The sequence below is a fragment of the Aeribacillus sp. JST-2 genome (genome assembly GCF_056032925.1).
Genome location: NZ_JBVVUU010000005.1, coordinates 91,292 through 107,642 on the forward strand (window position 1 = coordinate 91,292; position 16,351 = coordinate 107,642).

General features: G+C 40.1%; 17 protein-coding genes and 1 other annotated feature. Of the genes, 7 read left to right on the top strand and 10 right to left on the bottom strand.

From position 1 onward, the window contains the following. Positions 1-12: 12 nt before the first annotated feature. Positions 13-384, bottom strand: coding sequence for a UPF0738 family protein (locus AC0KTX_RS04520; RefSeq protein WP_474251048.1), 372 nt, complete (start codon positions 382-384; stop codon positions 13-15). A gap of 134 nt (positions 385-518) precedes the next feature. On the opposite strand from AC0KTX_RS04520, the gene AC0KTX_RS04525 reads away from it, so the two are divergent. The 5 genes from AC0KTX_RS04525 (at position 519) to AC0KTX_RS04545 (ending at position 3,726) form a co-directional block, all read left to right on the top strand. Next, complete coding sequence (locus tag AC0KTX_RS04525) at positions 519-1,112, top strand: CYTH domain-containing protein (RefSeq protein ID WP_474251049.1); 594 nt, start codon at positions 519-521, stop codon at positions 1,110-1,112. Beyond that, complete coding sequence (locus AC0KTX_RS04530) at positions 1,109-1,723, top strand: lytic transglycosylase domain-containing protein (protein ID WP_474251050.1); 615 nt, start codon at positions 1,109-1,111, stop codon at positions 1,721-1,723. The genes AC0KTX_RS04525 and AC0KTX_RS04530 overlap by 4 nt, the downstream gene beginning before the upstream one ends. A gap of 203 nt (positions 1,724-1,926) precedes the next feature. After that, positions 1,927-2,346, top strand: a complete 420-nt coding sequence (locus tag AC0KTX_RS04535) for a globin domain-containing protein (protein WP_474251112.1) — start codon at positions 1,927-1,929, stop codon at positions 2,344-2,346. Continuing rightward, on the top strand, positions 2,306-3,205 hold the full coding sequence (locus AC0KTX_RS04540; RefSeq protein ID WP_474251051.1) for a ClpXP adapter SpxH family protein: 900 nt from the start codon (positions 2,306-2,308) through the stop codon (positions 3,203-3,205). The genes AC0KTX_RS04535 and AC0KTX_RS04540 overlap by 41 nt, the downstream gene beginning before the upstream one ends. Before the next feature lie 347 nt (positions 3,206-3,552). Further along, positions 3,553-3,726 carry a hypothetical protein gene (locus tag AC0KTX_RS04545; protein WP_474251052.1) on the top strand — a complete coding sequence of 58 codons (174 nt, stop codon included), beginning with the start codon at positions 3,553-3,555 and terminating at the stop codon, positions 3,724-3,726. 50 nt (positions 3,727-3,776) lie between these two features. Here the strand turns inward: AC0KTX_RS04545 and pepF are convergent, their stop codons facing one another. The 5 genes from pepF to mecA form a co-directional block, all read right to left on the bottom strand. Next, the gene (gene pepF, locus AC0KTX_RS04550; protein WP_474251053.1) at positions 3,777-5,588 is read right to left on the bottom strand and encodes an oligoendopeptidase F; all 1,812 of its coding nucleotides are present in this window, start codon (positions 5,586-5,588) and stop codon (positions 3,777-3,779) included. Positions 5,589-5,674: 86 nt separating this feature from the next. Next, positions 5,675-6,859 carry a competence protein CoiA gene (locus AC0KTX_RS04555; RefSeq protein WP_474251054.1) on the bottom strand — a complete coding sequence of 395 codons (1,185 nt, stop codon included), beginning with the start codon at positions 6,857-6,859 and terminating at the stop codon, positions 5,675-5,677. Between the two features lie 147 nt (positions 6,860-7,006). Next, positions 7,007-7,141, bottom strand: a complete 135-nt coding sequence (locus AC0KTX_RS04560; protein WP_474251055.1) for a hypothetical protein — start codon at positions 7,139-7,141, stop codon at positions 7,007-7,009. Between the two features lie 446 nt (positions 7,142-7,587). Further along, entirely contained in the window at positions 7,588-9,099 is a 1,512-nt protein-coding gene (cls, locus tag AC0KTX_RS04565) for a cardiolipin synthase (protein ID WP_474251056.1), read from the bottom strand. 102 nt (positions 9,100-9,201) lie between these two features. Continuing rightward, positions 9,202-9,861, bottom strand: coding sequence for an adaptor protein MecA (gene mecA / locus AC0KTX_RS04570; protein ID WP_474251057.1), 660 nt, complete (start codon positions 9,859-9,861; stop codon positions 9,202-9,204). Positions 9,862-10,126: 265 nt separating this feature from the next. On the opposite strand from mecA, the gene AC0KTX_RS04575 reads away from it, so the two are divergent. Further along, on the top strand, positions 10,127-10,789 hold the full coding sequence (locus tag AC0KTX_RS04575; RefSeq protein ID WP_474251058.1) for a TerC family protein: 663 nt from the start codon (positions 10,127-10,129) through the stop codon (positions 10,787-10,789). A 38-nt stretch (positions 10,790-10,827) separates the two neighbouring features. Here AC0KTX_RS04575 and spxA read toward each other — a convergent pair whose 3' ends face one another. Beyond that, entirely contained in the window at positions 10,828-11,223 is a 396-nt protein-coding gene (gene spxA, locus AC0KTX_RS04580; protein WP_474251059.1) for a transcriptional regulator SpxA, read from the bottom strand. A 340-nt stretch (positions 11,224-11,563) separates the two neighbouring features. Continuing rightward, positions 11,564-11,778, top strand: a binding site (T-box leader). 45 nt (positions 11,779-11,823) lie between these two features. On the opposite strand from spxA, the gene trpS reads away from it, so the two are divergent. After that, complete coding sequence (gene trpS / locus AC0KTX_RS04585; RefSeq protein WP_474251060.1) at positions 11,824-12,813, top strand: tryptophan--tRNA ligase; 990 nt, start codon at positions 11,824-11,826, stop codon at positions 12,811-12,813. Between the two features lie 123 nt (positions 12,814-12,936). Here the strand turns inward: trpS and AC0KTX_RS04590 are convergent, their stop codons facing one another. The 3 genes from AC0KTX_RS04590 to AC0KTX_RS04600 all read right to left on the bottom strand — a co-directional run bounded on the left by AC0KTX_RS04590 (position 12,937) and on the right by AC0KTX_RS04600 (position 16,338). Beyond that, on the bottom strand, positions 12,937-13,686 hold the full coding sequence (locus AC0KTX_RS04590; protein ID WP_474251061.1) for a DUF3603 family protein: 750 nt from the start codon (positions 13,684-13,686) through the stop codon (positions 12,937-12,939). Positions 13,687-13,793: 107 nt separating this feature from the next. Continuing rightward, on the bottom strand, positions 13,794-15,455 hold the full coding sequence (locus tag AC0KTX_RS04595; protein WP_474251113.1) for a peptide-binding protein: 1,662 nt from the start codon (positions 15,453-15,455) through the stop codon (positions 13,794-13,796). Positions 15,456-15,552: 97 nt separating this feature from the next. Then, positions 15,553-16,338: a DUF2268 domain-containing putative Zn-dependent protease gene (locus AC0KTX_RS04600; RefSeq protein ID WP_474251062.1), complete on the bottom strand. Its 786-nt coding sequence runs from the start codon at positions 16,336-16,338 to the stop codon at positions 15,553-15,555. Positions 16,339-16,351 lie beyond the last annotated feature (13 nt).

The following is a 16,351-nucleotide window of genomic DNA, read 5'->3' on the forward strand; positions in this document are numbered from 1 at the left end:
CATCTCCCCCAATCAGTCAAAAGCGTTCTCTACCTTTTTCTCCAATTCCTCTCCATAATTGGCGTTCCCTTTTATATTTTCCAGCAGAAAGTCCAGTTCTTGATAAAAATGATCAAGCAATATGTCCCGGTTGTTGACAACTGCGTAAACTGGGAGCCGCTGTTTTTTGGCCTGATTTACATCCGGCCATACGTTCTCCGGTATATTTATGTAAATAAAATCGTCGCCATCATCCAATATGTATAAGAAAGAAAACTGATCTGAATCAACAAGAATATGCCCCTTGGCTATCCACTTGCTGGTGTCTTCTTGAACCGATTCCGTTTCAAGCAGCAGCTTGTCATCTGTTATCAACGCTTTTAGCACTTCGATCTTTCTTTTCAAGATGACCATCCTTCCATCCAAACATTACATTTACAATATTACATGTACAATAATACATGTACAATTGTATTTAATTTTATTGTATCATATTGATAAATGTATTTCTCGCTTGCAACTGGAAAGGAATTGAACGGATGAGCCAACAGATCGAAATCGAATTTAAAAATTTGCTCACAAAAGAAGAGTTTGACCGGTTGACCTCTTTTTTCCATCTTTCTGAAAACGATTTTGTCCAACAGGAAAATCATTATTTTGATACAGAGCTTTTCCAATTGAAAGAGCTTGGCATCGCTTTAAGAATCAGAGCGAAGAACAACCGATATGTGCTGACGCTAAAAGAACCGGCACGTGTAGGACTTTTAGAAACACACCAGCCTCTATCAGAACAGGAAGCCCTAACTGCCATTCGCACTTCTCTCCTGCCGAAAGAGGGGGAGGTAATGGAAAAAATTGCTCGGCTTGGGATAAAGCCTGAAAAGCTTGTTCTCTTCGGTTCTCTCACCACGTTCCGTGCCGAAAAAGTTTATAAAAACGGTTTAATTGTCTTGGATCATAGCCGATATGAAAATAAAGAAGACTTTGAAGCAGAATTTGAAGCAAAAGATGAAAAGGAAGGGATGCAAATGTTTTATAGCCTTTTAAAGATGCATGGCATTCCACTCCGCAAAACCGAAAATAAAATCAAACGGCTTTATCTTGCCAAACGTTCAAAGGAGAATGGGCGATGAATACAAATTATTCATTAAACGTTTTGTTTGAATTGGAAGTTCTGCGCCTCTTATCGGGAAGAACTGGGCAGGAACAGGAGAAAACCGTTCCGTCTTCAGCTGCTCTTTCATTTAAAGATATCCTCGATTTTTTCCAAGAGCAAGGCGTGCAAATCGATTCGACAAAAGAAATGGCTGCAGCCCCTTCTTCCGCAGAAAATAAAGCAGAACACGATCGCACCAATGATCGAAAATCGTTTAATCTTTTGCAGGCAATCGAAAAAATTGCTCGTAAATACGGGATTGATGCAAAACTAATTAAGGCGGTTATTGAGCAAGAATCTGGATTTCAAAAGGATGCCGTCAGCCCCAAAGGCGCTATCGGCTATATGCAGCTTATGCCTTCAACGGCAAAAGCGCTCGGGGTAACCAATCCATACGATCCGCTTCAAAATATTGAAGGCGGAACAAAATATTTAAAGCAAATGCTCACGCGTTATAACGGCAATATTCAACTTGCATTGGCGGCCTATAACGCAGGGCCAGGAAATGTGGACAAATACGGCGGCATCCCACCGTTTAAGGAAACACAGAATTATGTAAGAAAAATCACACGGCAATATTTTGCTTAAACCTTTACCCGCATCTCCATTTTCCTTGTCAACATCGGGAGGCATGATTGCAGCATGTCCAGGAAGGCGTCCAATGGCGCCTTCTTTTTCTTTGCGAACAGCAGCCATCGCCATGTTTCAAAGCGGTTTGTTTGAGATCCGCAAACTATGCTGATAAAATAAATGTAATAAATCTTTGGAATGATTTTAAAGGAGCAATCACCATGACAAAATCATCCTTCACTCCGTTTGATGTGATTGGCGAGAAAAAGCTTCATATGCTTGTTGACGCTTTTTATGATAAAGTTAAGAAACATCCTCTTCTAAAACCGATTTTTCCCGAGGATTTATCAGAAACCGCGAGGAAACAGAAACAATTTCTAACGCAGTTTTTGGGCGGCCCTCCATTATACACGGAAGAGCACGGACATCCCATGCTGCGAGCCCGACATCTAGCTTTTCCCATTACCCCGAAAAGAGCCGAAGCATGGCTTTCTTGCATGCGCGAAGCGATGGACGAAGTTGGTTTAAAAGGGGAAATAGCAGATTACTTTTATGGCCGGCTCGTGATGACTGCCCAGCATATGATTAATTCACAGGATGATGAGTTGGAGGGGCATTCCATTGAAACGGGACAACTGTAAAGAGGCAAACGCAGCAAATTTTTTCTCTCATTGCCAAAGTCATCCGAAAAAACCGATCGAGATTTACTTATTCATTGATCCATTATGTCCGGAATGCTGGGCTCTTGAGCCGTTCATCAAGAAATTGCAAATTGAGTATGGGCGCTTTTTTTCTTTGCGCCACATCGTTTGCGGACAGCTCGCAACGTTAAATTTAACGAAAAGAGGGAAACCGACGATCGCCCAATTTTGGGAAAAAACAGCATGTTTTTCCGGCATGTCATGTGATGGTACGCTGTGGCTGGAAAATCCGATTTCTTCCCCTTATACCGCTTCACTTGCTTTAAAAGCGGCGGAATTGCAAGGAAGGAAAGCCGGCATCCGCTTTTTAAGAAAATTGCAGGAATGCGTTTTTCTGCAGAAACAAAATATCGCCGATGAAGAAGTGCTGATCGAGATCGCCAAACAAGCCGGTTTGGATGTGAATGAATTTCAAGGCGATCTTTATTCGCCGAGCGCGAAAAAAGCATTGCAATGCGACTTTCAGTTTACGATGGAAATGGATGTGCAAGAAATCCCCACTCTTGTTTTTTTCCATTGCAATGAAGAAAAGGAAGGGCTGAAAATTACTGGTCTTTATCCTTATGAAACATATGTCGACATCTTAGGGGAATTAATTGGAGATAAACCGAAGCCATCCCAAGTCCCCCCGCTCGAAATCTTTTTAAAACATTATAAATTCGTTGCTACAAAAGAAATTGCCGTTGTCTATAACATGAGCCATAAAGAGACGGAGAGGGAAATGAAGCGGCTGCAGCTGCAGCAAATGGTTGAACGAGTGCCGGTGAAATACGGAACGTTTTGGCGGTATATCGAATGAAAGAGGAAAGTTTCTTATAAAGGCAGAAAGCTTAAATCAAGAGCTTTCTGCCTTTATAAGTTTAGAAATGTAAACGCTTACCTTTATTAAAATATTAAAAAAAGGAGCCGCAAACATTTGTTTGTTTGCGGCTCCTTTTTTGTCTTTATGACAACAAAGGGGATGGGAGAAATTTTTCACGGTCAAACAAAGGGGTAAATGTTTGTTTGTGATCAATTTCACGATTTAAATATATCAAATTTTCGCTAACCGATCAAGAGGAAAAATAACAATTCACAAATTTGTCACAAAACATGACAATCGAAAGGATTGCATAAACTTTATTAACGGGAACGGGAGGGTGAGCAATGAACATGTTTTGGATGATCGCCAGCATATTATTGGTTATTTTCACTTTCTTTTATCATGTTTTGGGATTAATGAATTTAGCCCCGGTTTATGTCACTTCGCCGCTGTTTTTCATCTCCATTTTCATCGCTTTTTTGCTTTTTAACAACCGAAATACTTTCCGCGGCTTTTGAACCATTGAAAAAAGGATGGGGCTCCATCCTTTTTTCAATGGCTTTCTTTTTCATAAAAGCTCTTCCATTTCCGACAGTTTTTCTTCAAACACTTTGCAGGCTTCTTCAATAGGCTTGGAGGATGTCATATCAACTCCGGCTTTTTTCAGCACATTAATCGGATAATCGGAGCTTCCAGCTTTCAAAAATTCAATGTAGCGTTCAACCGCAGGGTCTCCTTCAGATAAAATTTGTTTGCTTAACGCACTGGCCGCACTGAAGCCTGTTGCATATTGATAAACATAAAAATTGTAATAAAAGTGTGGGATTCTTGCCCATTCCAAACCGATTTCTTCATCGACGACAATCTCATTGCCAAAATATTTTTTATTCAATTCATAATACGTTTTCGTCAAAAGCTCTGGCGTGAGCGGCTCGCCATTTTGCGCTTTTAAATGGATGTCATATTCAAACTCCGCAAACATCGTTTGCCGGAATACCGTTCCTCTAAAACCTTCCAAATAGTGATTCAACAAATACAACCGTTTTCTTTCATCATCGATCGTTTTTAATAAGTATTCATTGAGCAAGTTTTCATTGCATGTAGAAGCTACTTCCGCAACGAAAATCGAATAATCCCCATACGGATACGGCTGCGTTTTTCTTGTGTAATAGCTGTGCACCGAATGGCCGAGCTCATGGACAAGGGTAAATAAATTGTTGACATTGTCCTGCCAGTTCAACAAGATATAAGGATTTGTACCGTACGCCCCGGAAGAATACGCTCCGCTTCTTTTTCCTTTGTTCTCAATGACGTCTATCCATCTGTTGTCAAACCCTTCTTTTAAGATAGAAATATATTCCTCTCCCAGCGGCTCAAGGCCTTTTAAAATGAGATCTTTCGCTTCCTCATATGTTACTTTCATTTCAACGTTTTGTACAAGCGGCGCATATAAGTCATACATGTGCAGTTCGTCAAGCTTCAATGCTTTTTTACGAAGTTTCACATAACGATGAAGAAGCGGCAAATGTTCGTTAATGGTTTTTACTAAATTTTCATAAACCTCTTCCGGAATATTGTTGGCATTCAAGGCCGCTTGGCGGGCATTTTCATATTTTCGAACCTTCGCATAAAAATTGTTTTTTTTCACTGCTCCGCTCAAAGTGCTGGCGAATGTGTTTTTAAACTTTCCGTAAGTGCTGTACAACGCATAAAACGCATCTCGGCGCACTCTGCGGTCTTCGCTCTCCATAAACTGGATATAGCGGCCGTGGGTCACTTCCACTTCTTCCCCTTTTTCATCTTTTATCGCCGGAAATTCCAAATCAGCATTGTTTAATTTTCCGAACGTATTTGAAGCGGTTCCCAAAGCTTCCGCCGCTTGCGCCAAAATCGCTTCCTGCTCAGCATCAAGTACATGAGGACGCTGGCGGTTGATTTCATCGAGCGCATGCGCATACAGCTTTAATTTTTCATGCTCTTGCAAAAATTGCTGCAGCGTCCCTTCTTCTATCGACAAAATTTCCGGGACGATATAGGACGATATGCTCGAAGCTTGTGTATAAAGGTTCGTCGCCCGGTCATGAAGCCCTTGATAAAATGAGTTTGTCGTATCTTGGTCATAGCGCATATGGGCATATGTATAAAGCTTTCCTAAACGTTCCATGACAGAATCTTGATAGCTCAGCGCTTCAAAGAGAATGTCAGCGGATTCCCCAAGCTTCCCTCTGTATTCGGCAATTTTCGGAATCGCTTCTTTCACTTCCGTAAATTCTTTTTCCCAATCATCATCTGTGGGAAAAATATCTTCGAGCCGCCATGTATACTCGACAGGAACCTCTTCCCGTTTTGGCAGCCTTTTGACAGCTGTTTCATTGGACATTGACGATTTCCCCCTTTAATGTAATAGATTATTTTCATCATATTGGATTTTTTGCCGAAACGCAAAGAAACAGAACTATGTTTATGTTATTCGACAGGGCCGTAAAACATACCTTCCTGAAGGAAATATTGTTTGAGCCGCTTTTCCCGTATCTTCCGATCATCGAGATTAAAAACAGATGACGCTTTGCGGAAAGAATAGGGGCCGATCGGCTCTAAAATTTGCAAACGGGCAAGAACGTTCAAATATTCTAGCAGCGGTATTTTTATGTCAACTGGTACGGGGCAAATTCTTCCATTTATTCGCAAATGTTTTAAAAACCAAACAAGCTTTTCAACATGAAACGCTTCATTTCTGTGTAATTTATGAATAAATAATAAAACGTAGCTTTGCCATATATAAACCGCTTCATCGATCATAAAACCGCTTCTAAGCGGGACAAACACCTCAATCGGAAGCTGCGACAATGACAAGCCGCTTGCTTCATACACCATTTTTTGCAGCATCCGTTCTTGTTTCGATGTTTTGGATGGAGGTTTCAGCCGATAGCGGTCGATTTTTTTTAGCCACTGTTCCATAAACGGTCTCATCAAAAGTTCTTTTCCTGTAAAAAAATCTTGAAACCTTAAGAAATCTGGAGTGATCCTGACAATCGAGGCAAAAACGAGTTGTTTGGTGAAAGGGACGGGGGTTAAAAGCAGCATGAACATGTTCATGTCAGAGCAATAGCTGATGATCAACGGTTGTTTGTTTTGCAAAGGATTCAGAAACTGCCAATGAAATGGAGTAATGCGGTATATTTGAGGACCAACTTGCTTTACTTGATTCCACCCAAGGATCCAAAGCGGGATGATTTTTTCTTGTTGATAGCCTTGCGTCCGCTTTTTAACCTGTTCCCACGAAATGGTTGCACATTGGTATTCGATGGCGTATTTGTTTTGCTGAAAAAACGTAAATAGATCCGCTCTCTGTTTGATCAATGGGAAAAATTTCTCAAGTTCTGCCTTTAATTGCTGTTTCTGAAGCCACCTATACAGCTGTTTTTTTCCGTTCAAATGATAGCAGCTTTCAGCTTCAGCATCTGCTGAGCAAGAGGATGACAGATGGGCGAAATGAGGAATTTTCATCGTGCCGACCTTTAATTGCACCTCCTTCCTGCAGGCGGGGCAAACAAAAGATTGCTCTTTTTTTAACGTTTCAAGCTCCTTTTTCGACCAAAAAGAATCTGTCACATTCACTTTTTCACCGTTCGGCAAAACGGCCACAAACATTTCTTTATCACATCCTTTCTAAACTGCTACGATACCTATTCGCCAACGATATAAAAAATCCTTTAAAAAAGCCGGCAAAACCCGGCTTTTTTGTCCATGCTCTGTCCGCCATTCATAAAAAATGGAAGCTATCTCCCTTGCTTCATTTTACATGTTTAAACCATTGCCCACGGACATCCCCTCTTCATCCCGAAGCCGTTCCACGTTCTCTTTCCCAACAAATTCTCCATCATTCATGATCATCCACATCATCGAACAATGATTCCATTTCGTCGATTTCATGTGTAGCGATCACACGTTTGGCGGTCAAAATCAACATATGAAACGATGCTTTTCACTATCGACTCTTAAAAGCGGGTCCAGTTCATCTAATAAGAGCAGCCTGGTTCTTCTCGCTATTGCAAGCAACAATTTCGTCTTGCACAGTTTTCTTTTGACATATGCTTCAATTTTTGTTTTTCATCCAAATTCCACTCTTGCAGCAATTGTTCGGATTTTTTTCTATTTTACAATTTCCTGCTTTCACAACGTCCTTCTGACCACTCATGCCAGGATGATAATTTTTCATTTTTCGCTTGAACACGGAATAACCGGCTATTAAACGATATAGATTTTTTGGGGGGTCCAATTATTTTTCTCATCAGGCTTCAAATCCATTTTGAAATGTAGATGTAGAACCAGATGAAAAAAACGCATTCAAAAAGGACTCTCCTTTTGAATGCGAAAACTTACAACAACGGAGACAACAGGCGGCAGGTGGATTCCAATAGCTTAATGTAAAAAGGGCGCAGCTGAAACTCGTCCAGAATTATTTCTTGAGAGCTTTCTAGATCGCGCAAGTAATCATTGACAAGGGTTTCAACGCTTTCCGTCCTGTATAAAAAGGCATTGACTTCAAAATTTAAATGAAAGCTTCTCATGTCCATATTTGCGGTTCCAATCGAGGCCAGCTCACCATCGACTATAATGATTTTGCTGTGCATAAACCCTTTTTCATATTCGTACACTTTCACACCCGCCTCAAGCAGCTCAGGGAAATACGAGCGGGAAGCATAAAATACAATTCGCTTATCAGGTCTTTTGGGAACCAGCAACTTAACATCAATTCCGCTTAAGGCGGCGATTTTTAAAGCGGATTTAATATCTTCGTCCGGAATAAAGTATGGCGAAGCGATCCAAATCGAACTTTTGGCTGACACAATCATCGAGAAAAACAAGCTTTTAATGACTTCCCATTTGTTATCAGGGCCGCCTGCTATCAACTGGACGCCGCCTTCCTGATCCTCCCATTCCGTTCGGGTCAATATATATCGTTCCGTCAGCAGCTTTTGGCCCGTCATATAATACCAATCCTGCAAAAAAATGAGCTGAAGCGTTCGAACACCCTCTCCTTCAAGCATCATATGCGTATCGCGCCAAAAACCGAAGTATGGATTTCTGCCTAAATATTCATCGCCGATATTCAGTCCCCCGACAAAGCCGACTTTTCCGTCAATGACGATGATTTTACGATGATTGCGGAAATTGATATGGTTTGATAAAAACGGAAGCGTCACAGGCAAAAAAGGCACCATTTCCACTCCGGCTTCCATCAGCTCTTGTTTATATTTTTTTGAAAGCTTCCAGCTGCCGACTGAATCGTACAAAAAGCGGACTTCCACGCCGCTTTTTGCTTTTTCAATCAGCAAATTTTTCAACTTTTGGCCAATCACATCATGCCGGACAATGTAATATTCCAAATGAATATGATCTTTCGCTTTTTTCAATTCTGCAAAAATTTGGTCAAATGTTTCAATTCCGTTTGTCAATATTTTCGTTTTCGTATGAAAGGAGATTGGACTATGTCCGAGTTTGTTGGCAAGCTTAAATAAAAGGCGCTGGTGGTTTCTCATTCTCCCAATTTTTTCCTCATATGTACGAAAGCCTGTTTCAAATTGGGCGAATGCTTTTTCATCAATTAGCGCTTTTTTCTTAAATAATCTGTGCTTCCTTATATTCCGTCCGAAAAACAAATAGAAGAAAAAGCCGATTAAGGGAAAACTGCCAAGAACAACAAGCCACGTCAAAGTTTGGGTCGGATGGCGGTTTTCCAAAGAAATAACTAATCCAATAAAAATGATGGAAAGGGTAAACAAAATGGAGAGAGCTCCTAACAGTTCCTTCTCCCAAAAGTGGTTTATCAAAAAAAGCACGATGGCGAAGCCAACAACAAAAACAGCAAGCTGCAAAATTTTCCTCATACAGTCCCTCCAGTCAACTGTTCAACCGTGGAGATACAGTTTTCATGTATTGCATTCATCTTATCAAGTAAAAATACCGATTTCAAATTGAAATCGGCAATGTTAAGAAAAGTGCGATTTGATTTGTTCCAAGGCATTGTCCTTCATGATTAATTGACCGTATTCATCCAATACATGAATGGTCATTTTTGATTCTTGCCCATACTCAAGAATGATACTTAACAAATCTTCAACCCGTTCGTCTTCTGCATCGAAAAATTCAATGAATAAATAGTACTGTTGTTCATAAACGTATAAGCTGTTTTGGAACCCTTCCAAATGGTGCTTTGATAGAGCAATCAAATCTTCAAAATCCTGGAATTTCAGGACGAATTGCAATTCGACTGTCTCATCTTCTTCAAAATGGGAGCTTCCTGACGAATTAAAATGTTTGTCCAACAAGGATTCTATATTTTCATCAACTGGGATTTCCTTCAGTTTATCATCCATAATGGGCAATTCCAGCTTTTGGCCATCTTTTGAAAGCTGGGCTCTCGTCACCACCACTTCCAAGCCTTTATCATTTGCATGGACTTGAATCCAAAGTGGACCTTCCATCGGAAAATCCTCTTCTTCATTAATCTCATCCATCATTTCCCAAAACAGCTCTTCGCTCCGTTCCCGATTGTACCATATTTCTTCGCGGTCAAAACCACGCTCTTCTATGTCAACATAGGAGATGTAAAATTTCACCGTATGCTCATTAATTCGTTCAATTTCCATTTGAACAACCTTCCCTTCTGTATAGATTTTCGAAGGGACAATAAACCCCCGAATGAATTGCACTTTTCTTCACTATACCCAAACTTACGATATTTATCCGTGAGCATCTAGTTGTTCAATGTCTATTACTATTTTATGATAAATTTCTTCATAAAGAAATAAAAAAAGTCTTGAAATTAGAAAAAACCGCTATTTACCTAAAAGGCATAATCGCTTCGATTTTTCATATAAATGTACAAGCAATTCGTTTGAAAAGAGGTTGATTATGGAAGAGCCATTTATCTTCTCACTTTTGCTCATTATCGGCATTGATCTATTATTAGGAGGCGATAATGCCATCATCATTGCTCTCGCCTGCCGCAATTTGCCTGAAGAACAGCGAAAGAAAGGAATTTTGTTCGGCACACTGCTGGCCATTTGCTGCCGTATTTTGTTGACAATTTTAGCTGTCCATTTACTGAAAATACCTTTTCTTGAGTTTGCGGGCGGTGTGTTGCTCCTGTTTATCGCTTCATCATTATTAACAAGAAAAGGTGAAGAACATACATCCATCAAAAGTCATCATTCATTAAGGAAAGCGATTCAGACCATCGTTTTGGCAGATTTATTTATGGGACTTGATAATGTGATTGCAGTAGCAGGTGCAGCTGGAGGAAATGTTCTTCTTGTTGTCATTGGTCTTGTCATTTCAATTCCGGTCATCATCTTGGGAAGCAAATTCATGATATCAGCCATGTCCCGCTTTCCGGCGCTCATCTATGCCGGCGGCGCAATTTTAGCCTTCACGGCCGGCCGCATGATGGTGGCAGATGATATCATCGGTTCATTTTTCGGCCATGGCGCATTGAAGCAAGGCCTTCCTTATTTAACTTCTTTATTGATTTTGTTTTACGCTCTTCTTTGCAACATGGCCAAAAAAATAACTTAGCCTCCCGGGAATCCATTCCGGAAGGCTGTCTCTCCGTTTTAGTTTGCCAATCGTTGCGCTTCCCGCAATTGATACGTCCGGACTTTTCTTGGCAAAAAGCGGCGGATTTCATCTTCGTTATACCCAACTTGCAGTCTTTTTTCGTCAATCAAAATCGGGCGCCGCAAAATTCCCGGATTTTTCCGAATGAGATCGTATAAATCTTGCAACGGAAGCGAATCGACATCCACTTTCAACTTTTGAAATACTTTTGAACGGGTAGAAATAATCTCATCCGTACCATCTTCCGTCATTCTTAAAATCCCTTTGATTTCATCAATTGTTAAAGGCTCCGCAAAAATGTTCCGCTCTTTATATTCAATCTGATGTTCTTCCAACCAAGATTTTGCTTTTCGGCATGATGTGCAGCTCGGAGATGTATACAAAGTTACCATCTGATTCTCACTCTCCTTGTCACCAAAAAAGGTGTATCGTTCAATATTAAATTAAAATCAATTTAAAGAAGGAATTGCTATTGATTATTATACTATAAAAAAACAAATTCGCATATAAAAAATTTCTTCTGCATCCTTACAAAAATGTTACAACTGTCAATTGAGGATCATTTTCATATTAAAATTCTCAATTAGCGGTGAACTTTTGCAATGTTTCCAAGATTTCTCGGTGCATGCTGAAACACCTTCCTGATAACATTTTTAAAATATCAGTTTCGCTTTAAAAAGTCACATACTTGAAAAGAACGGAAAGTTTTTTTATAATTTCGTTTAAATGAATAATCGTGCGATGAAAAAGAAGAGTACATGCCGAAAGCAGTCATCAGAGAGTTTGTGGTTGGTGGAAACAAACACTGTCCGGTATGGAATGGGCTTTTGAGCACCCAGCTGAAAATAAGTAGGTTGGGCGTTTGTCTTGCGATAAAAGGCGAAAGTGATTTCACAAGTTGCTTTGTGAAATAATTAGGGTGGCACCGCGGTCCATTCGTCCCTAACGGACGGATGGATTTTTTATATTCTTAAAGAGGAGTGATTTGATCAATGAAAACGATTTTTTCAGGAATTCAGCCAAGCGGGACGTTGACGCTCGGAAACTACATTGGAGCGATGAGGCAATTCGTTGAGCTGCAAGACGAATACAATTGCTTCTTTTGCATTGTCGACCAACACGCCATTACCGTTCCGCAAGATCGATTGGAGTTGAGAAAAAATATTCGCAGCCTTGCCGCTCTTTATTTGGCTGTGGGAATTGATCCGGCAAAATCAACTTTATTTATCCAATCTGAAGTACCAGCCCACGCCCAAGCCGGCTGGATGCTGCAATGCGTCTCATACATTGGCGAGCTTGAACGAATGACGCAATTTAAAGATAAATCAAGGGGAAAAGAAGCGGTTTCTGCCGGCCTGTTAACATATCCGCCGCTGATGGCGGCTGATATTCTTCTATACAGCACCGATCTTGTTCCAGTTGGCGAAGATCAAAAGCAGCATTTGGAATTGACGAAGGTCTTGGCTGAAAGATTTAATAAAAAATACGCCGAAATTTTCACGATTCCGGAAGTCCGCATTCCGAAAGTCGGCGCCCGCATCATGTCGCTGCAAGATCCAACGAAAAAAATGAGTAAATCAGATCCAAACCAAAAATCATTTATTTCGCTTCTTGACGATCCGAAACAAATAGAAAAGAAAATTAAAAGCGCCGTAACCGATTCAGACGGAGTCATCCGGTATGATAAAGAACGAAAGCCTGGAGTATCAAACCTTTTATCCATTTATTCCATTCTCGGCGGTATTTCGATTCAAGATTTGGAAGCAAAATACGCAGGAAAAGGATACGGAGAATTGAAAGCGGATTTAGCTGAAATTGTCATCAACGCGCTGAAGCCGATCCAAGAAAAATATTATTCTTTAATTGAATCGGACAAACTAGATGACATTTTGGATGAAGGGGCGGAGAAAGCAAACAAGGTAGCTTCGAAAATGTTGAAAAAAATGGAGAACGCAATGGGACTAGGCAGAAAAAAACGATAAATAGGCTACCATTTTGAGAAAGCGGGCGTAAGCATATGCATTTGAAAAAAAAAGCCGAAAAACTGTTAACCCCACAGAAAAATTCTGTGGGTGTTTTTTAGAAACTTTCAGAAGTACCTGTTGTTAATTCACTTTTGGTTCTTGTTCCATTTCCCAAAGCTTTTCAAAGAAAGGCTGTCCCTTTATCAGTCGTTCACAAAGCTGTTCATGCTTCTCCGACCAGCCGATGATGGCTTCGTCATAAAGCATTTGCCATATTTCTTCAAACGCAAGCGATTGAATTTCTTCGTATTTATGCGGATTCCACTCCGTATACCAATATTTCATTTCAGCAGTGTTTTTAGTTGATTGCAATTGGTCAAGTGCCATAAACAAAAGTTGTTTCAACTGCCGTTCCTTTCGTGTCAAACCAGACATAAATTTAGGTGCAAGAGAAAGCAGATGGTATTGTTTTTCTTTTTTATGATCAAACGAAAACCCGTATGAATCCGGCTCTATGTCTTTTACCATATCCAGTACAAGCTGTTCTTGCCTAGGGATGAGGCGGCTTTTCCGAACTGGCGTCAAATAGCCGATTGTATCTACTGCCAATATCCCTTTGCCGTCTGTTGCAATAAAACAATAGTCAAGCTGAATTCTTTCATGATTTTTCCGCACATACGCTTTTTGATGCACTTCTTTTAATAGCTTTTCCGGCAATTCGTCTAAATCGTTTTCAATATAATCATATAAGTCTTGATCGACCATTATTAAAGGCACTTGATCCAATAGTTCAATCTTATCATCCTTTCTCCATTCATGAAAATAGCAAACATTATAACCATTTTCTTCTCCTTCAAACCAATTCACCCATACATCGTGCAAGTACAACATGTCAAGACCCCCACTTCAAGACTGTTTGTCATCATTATTGGCAGGGGGAGATTTTTTTATTCCATTTTTTTCTTTTCAAAGGAAAACTTTTTTCCGAATCGATCATCCTATTTTTCAAAATTCTCGGCAAACGCCCATTCATTGATTTTATAAAAGGGATTTTTGTGATGAAACGTATAACCGTTTAGATATTTCGGAATCACCCGATATTCCTTCGGATAGTATAGGACAGTGTATGGCTGTTCATCAGCGATCAATTGAAAGAGTTCTTTGTTTAGTGCTTTTCTTTTCCCCGGGGCGGTTGTTTTCATTATTTCCTCAAGCAATTGGTCAACTTTGGCATCTTCCCACCAAACAAAATTTAGGCCGTTCTCTCGCTGGCTGGAATGAAAAATTTGAAAATGGTTTGGAAAAGCGGATAAAGACCATTCTAAAATGACAGCGTCATAATCCCAATTTGGCGGCGATATTTGTTCAATTAACGGTTCCCATTGGACAAATTCGGTCTGTACTTCCACTCCAATTTTCTTTAATTGTTTTTTAATTTCTTTTGCCACTTCCATTCGAATACCGTTTTCCGTGTTGGTTTTTAGTGTAAAGGAAAACTTCTTGCCATCTTGATCCAATATCTTGTCCCCATCTGTATCTTTCCAGCCCGCTTCTTTCAAAATTTGTTTTGCTTTTTTGGGTTTATGCGGAAGGGCTTCGATTTCCTCCGTATATACGTTTGAAACAGGACTTTCTGGAATATCAGCTTTTTTTCCCTCTCCGCGTAAAATATGGCGGATTATAGATTTTTTGTCAATTGCCATCGCCAGCGCCTGTCTTACCCGTTTGTCTCGAAATAATTCCTTTCTCTGATTCCAGGCGATAAACGCATATGAATGGGACCACTGCGATTGAATATTGATTCCTCTCCTTTTTTTGATCATTTTGGCATCCTTATGATCGAATCCAAATGCATAATGAATCTCCCCATTTTGTATTTGTTGAATGAGATCGGTTTTGTTTGGGACGATTTGATATTTAATGGATTGTATGAAGGGTTTTCCCAAAAAATATTGATCGTTGGCGGCAAATTCTATATAGTTGTTTTTCTCCCATTTGACGAACCGGAATGGACCGGTTCCAACCGGCTTTTCGAAATTGAGAGGATGTTCATCAAGCTGATAAATGGGAGTCTTTTTCAATAAATGCTTCGGCAATATCCCATAAGTCAATGTTACTGGCAAAAAAGAGGGGTTTCTTCGGTTTAATCGAAATTGCACCGTATAATCATCCATTTTTTGGACACTTTTAATCATTTCAAAATCTGAACCGCGATTGCCATCATATTCAGGGCTTAACGGAATGCTGAAAGTAAATACGACATCATCTGCCGTTAATGCCGCCCCATCATGAAACTTGACTCCTTTGCGAATTTTCACTGTATATGTCAATCCGCCATCCGATTGTTGAATGTCCTCTGCTAAATGCAGTTTCGGCTGCAGGTTTTCATCGATCCTTACTAATCCATCAAAAATCAGGTTTTCGATTTCAGAGCTTGTCTCATCCAACGAAAAAAGCGGGTTAAACATTTGCGGAGATTGGGGAGAACCGATGATGAAAGGATTATGCTCCATCCCGGATTGATTGTATTCCGATTGTGTCATCGTTTCCATGCTCCTTGGCAAGCGTTTATTCGTTTCCTCGTTTTTGTCGGAACAGCTGACAAATAAAAAGACCGCTAATACAAGAATACCGGCAGCAACCCATTTCCATTTTTGCACCAAAGCTATTCCCCCATCTTTTTCAAAAAAGATTTTCCTTACTGGATTCTTATTCTTGGTTTGTCCATTTTATGATGAAAAAATAAGGCAGAGGCGTTTATTCCTCTGCCTCATACAATTCCACAAAGGTTTTAGCCGGCAATTGGAAGCTGTCTTTTATTGAAAATGAATTTTTCTTATAATAATCATCAACGATATCATATCCTATTGCGTAACCGAGCATTGGCGGGTAAAAGCCTTTTCCTGACAAAAGTTGGTTAAATATCGGTTCATCTTGTTTTGCATGCTGATGAGGGGCAACCAATCTTTTCCACCAGCTTTTCAGCTGTCTTTTCGGATATTTTTTGCACCATTCGGTTACATGCTGTTCGCCCACTTTATTTAATACGGCATGTTCCGCAAGCCCTTCCATGATGATTGCGTCAATAAGGGTCAAATGTTCGTCCTGCTCTTCGTTTTTTTGAAGCCGGCAAACATGATGATATTCATGAACCAATAAAGCCATCAGCTCTTCATCTTCCACTTCCGGAGACAAAAACAAAAACATTTTGTCATTAAAAGATATGCCAGAGCGCCGATCAAACGTTCTCATGAATAAACCTCTTCCCTCTTCAACTGGAAATATAAAAATTGGCACATCTGAACCGTTCCAATTTCGTTTCAATTGCAAAAAATAATCATTCGTTTTCTTCCATAACCTTGCTTCCTTTGCTTTTTCCATCCAACTTCCGTCCATTCTGAACCGTGGCATTCCGTATTCGGTAAGAAAAGAATGGATTTCTTCCTTCGAAACATTCGGGAAATAATTTACTAAGTTTTCACAAACTGCCAACGGATCGCCATTCGCTTCTTTTATCCATTTGCCGGTAGTAATAACTCCCAAAAAACCACCTCCC

Bases quoted from the DNA above. Each gene is read 5' to 3' on its own strand.
- AC0KTX_RS04525 (WP_474251049.1), top strand. From the start codon at position 519: ATGAGCCAACAGATCGAAATCGAATTTAAAAATTTGCTCACAAAAGAA.
- AC0KTX_RS04530 (WP_474251050.1), top strand. From the start codon at position 1,109: ATGAATACAAATTATTCATTAAACGTTTTGTTTGAATTGGAAGTTCTG.
- AC0KTX_RS04535 (WP_474251112.1), top strand. From the start codon at position 1,927: ATGACAAAATCATCCTTCACTCCGTTTGATGTGATTGGCGAGAAAAAG.
- AC0KTX_RS04540 (WP_474251051.1), top strand. From the start codon at position 2,306: ATGAGTTGGAGGGGCATTCCATTGAAACGGGACAACTGTAAAGAGGCA.
- AC0KTX_RS04545 (WP_474251052.1), top strand. From the start codon at position 3,553: ATGAACATGTTTTGGATGATCGCCAGCATATTATTGGTTATTTTCACT.
- pepF (WP_474251053.1), bottom strand. From the start codon at position 5,588: ATGTCCAATGAAACAGCTGTCAAAAGGCTGCCAAAACGGGAAGAGGTT.
- AC0KTX_RS04555 (WP_474251054.1), bottom strand. From the start codon at position 6,859: ATGTTTGTGGCCGTTTTGCCGAACGGTGAAAAAGTGAATGTGACAGAT.
- AC0KTX_RS04560 (WP_474251055.1), bottom strand. From the start codon at position 7,141: ATGAAATCGACGAAATGGAATCATTGTTCGATGATGTGGATGATCATG.
- cls (WP_474251056.1), bottom strand. From the start codon at position 9,099: ATGAGGAAAATTTTGCAGCTTGCTGTTTTTGTTGTTGGCTTCGCCATC.
- mecA (WP_474251057.1), bottom strand. From the start codon at position 9,861: ATGGAAATTGAACGAATTAATGAGCATACGGTGAAATTTTACATCTCC.
- AC0KTX_RS04575 (WP_474251058.1), top strand. From the start codon at position 10,127: ATGGAAGAGCCATTTATCTTCTCACTTTTGCTCATTATCGGCATTGAT.
- spxA (WP_474251059.1), bottom strand. From the start codon at position 11,223: ATGGTAACTTTGTATACATCTCCGAGCTGCACATCATGCCGAAAAGCA.
- trpS (WP_474251060.1), top strand. From the start codon at position 11,824: ATGAAAACGATTTTTTCAGGAATTCAGCCAAGCGGGACGTTGACGCTC.
- AC0KTX_RS04590 (WP_474251061.1), bottom strand. From the start codon at position 13,686: ATGTTGTACTTGCACGATGTATGGGTGAATTGGTTTGAAGGAGAAGAA.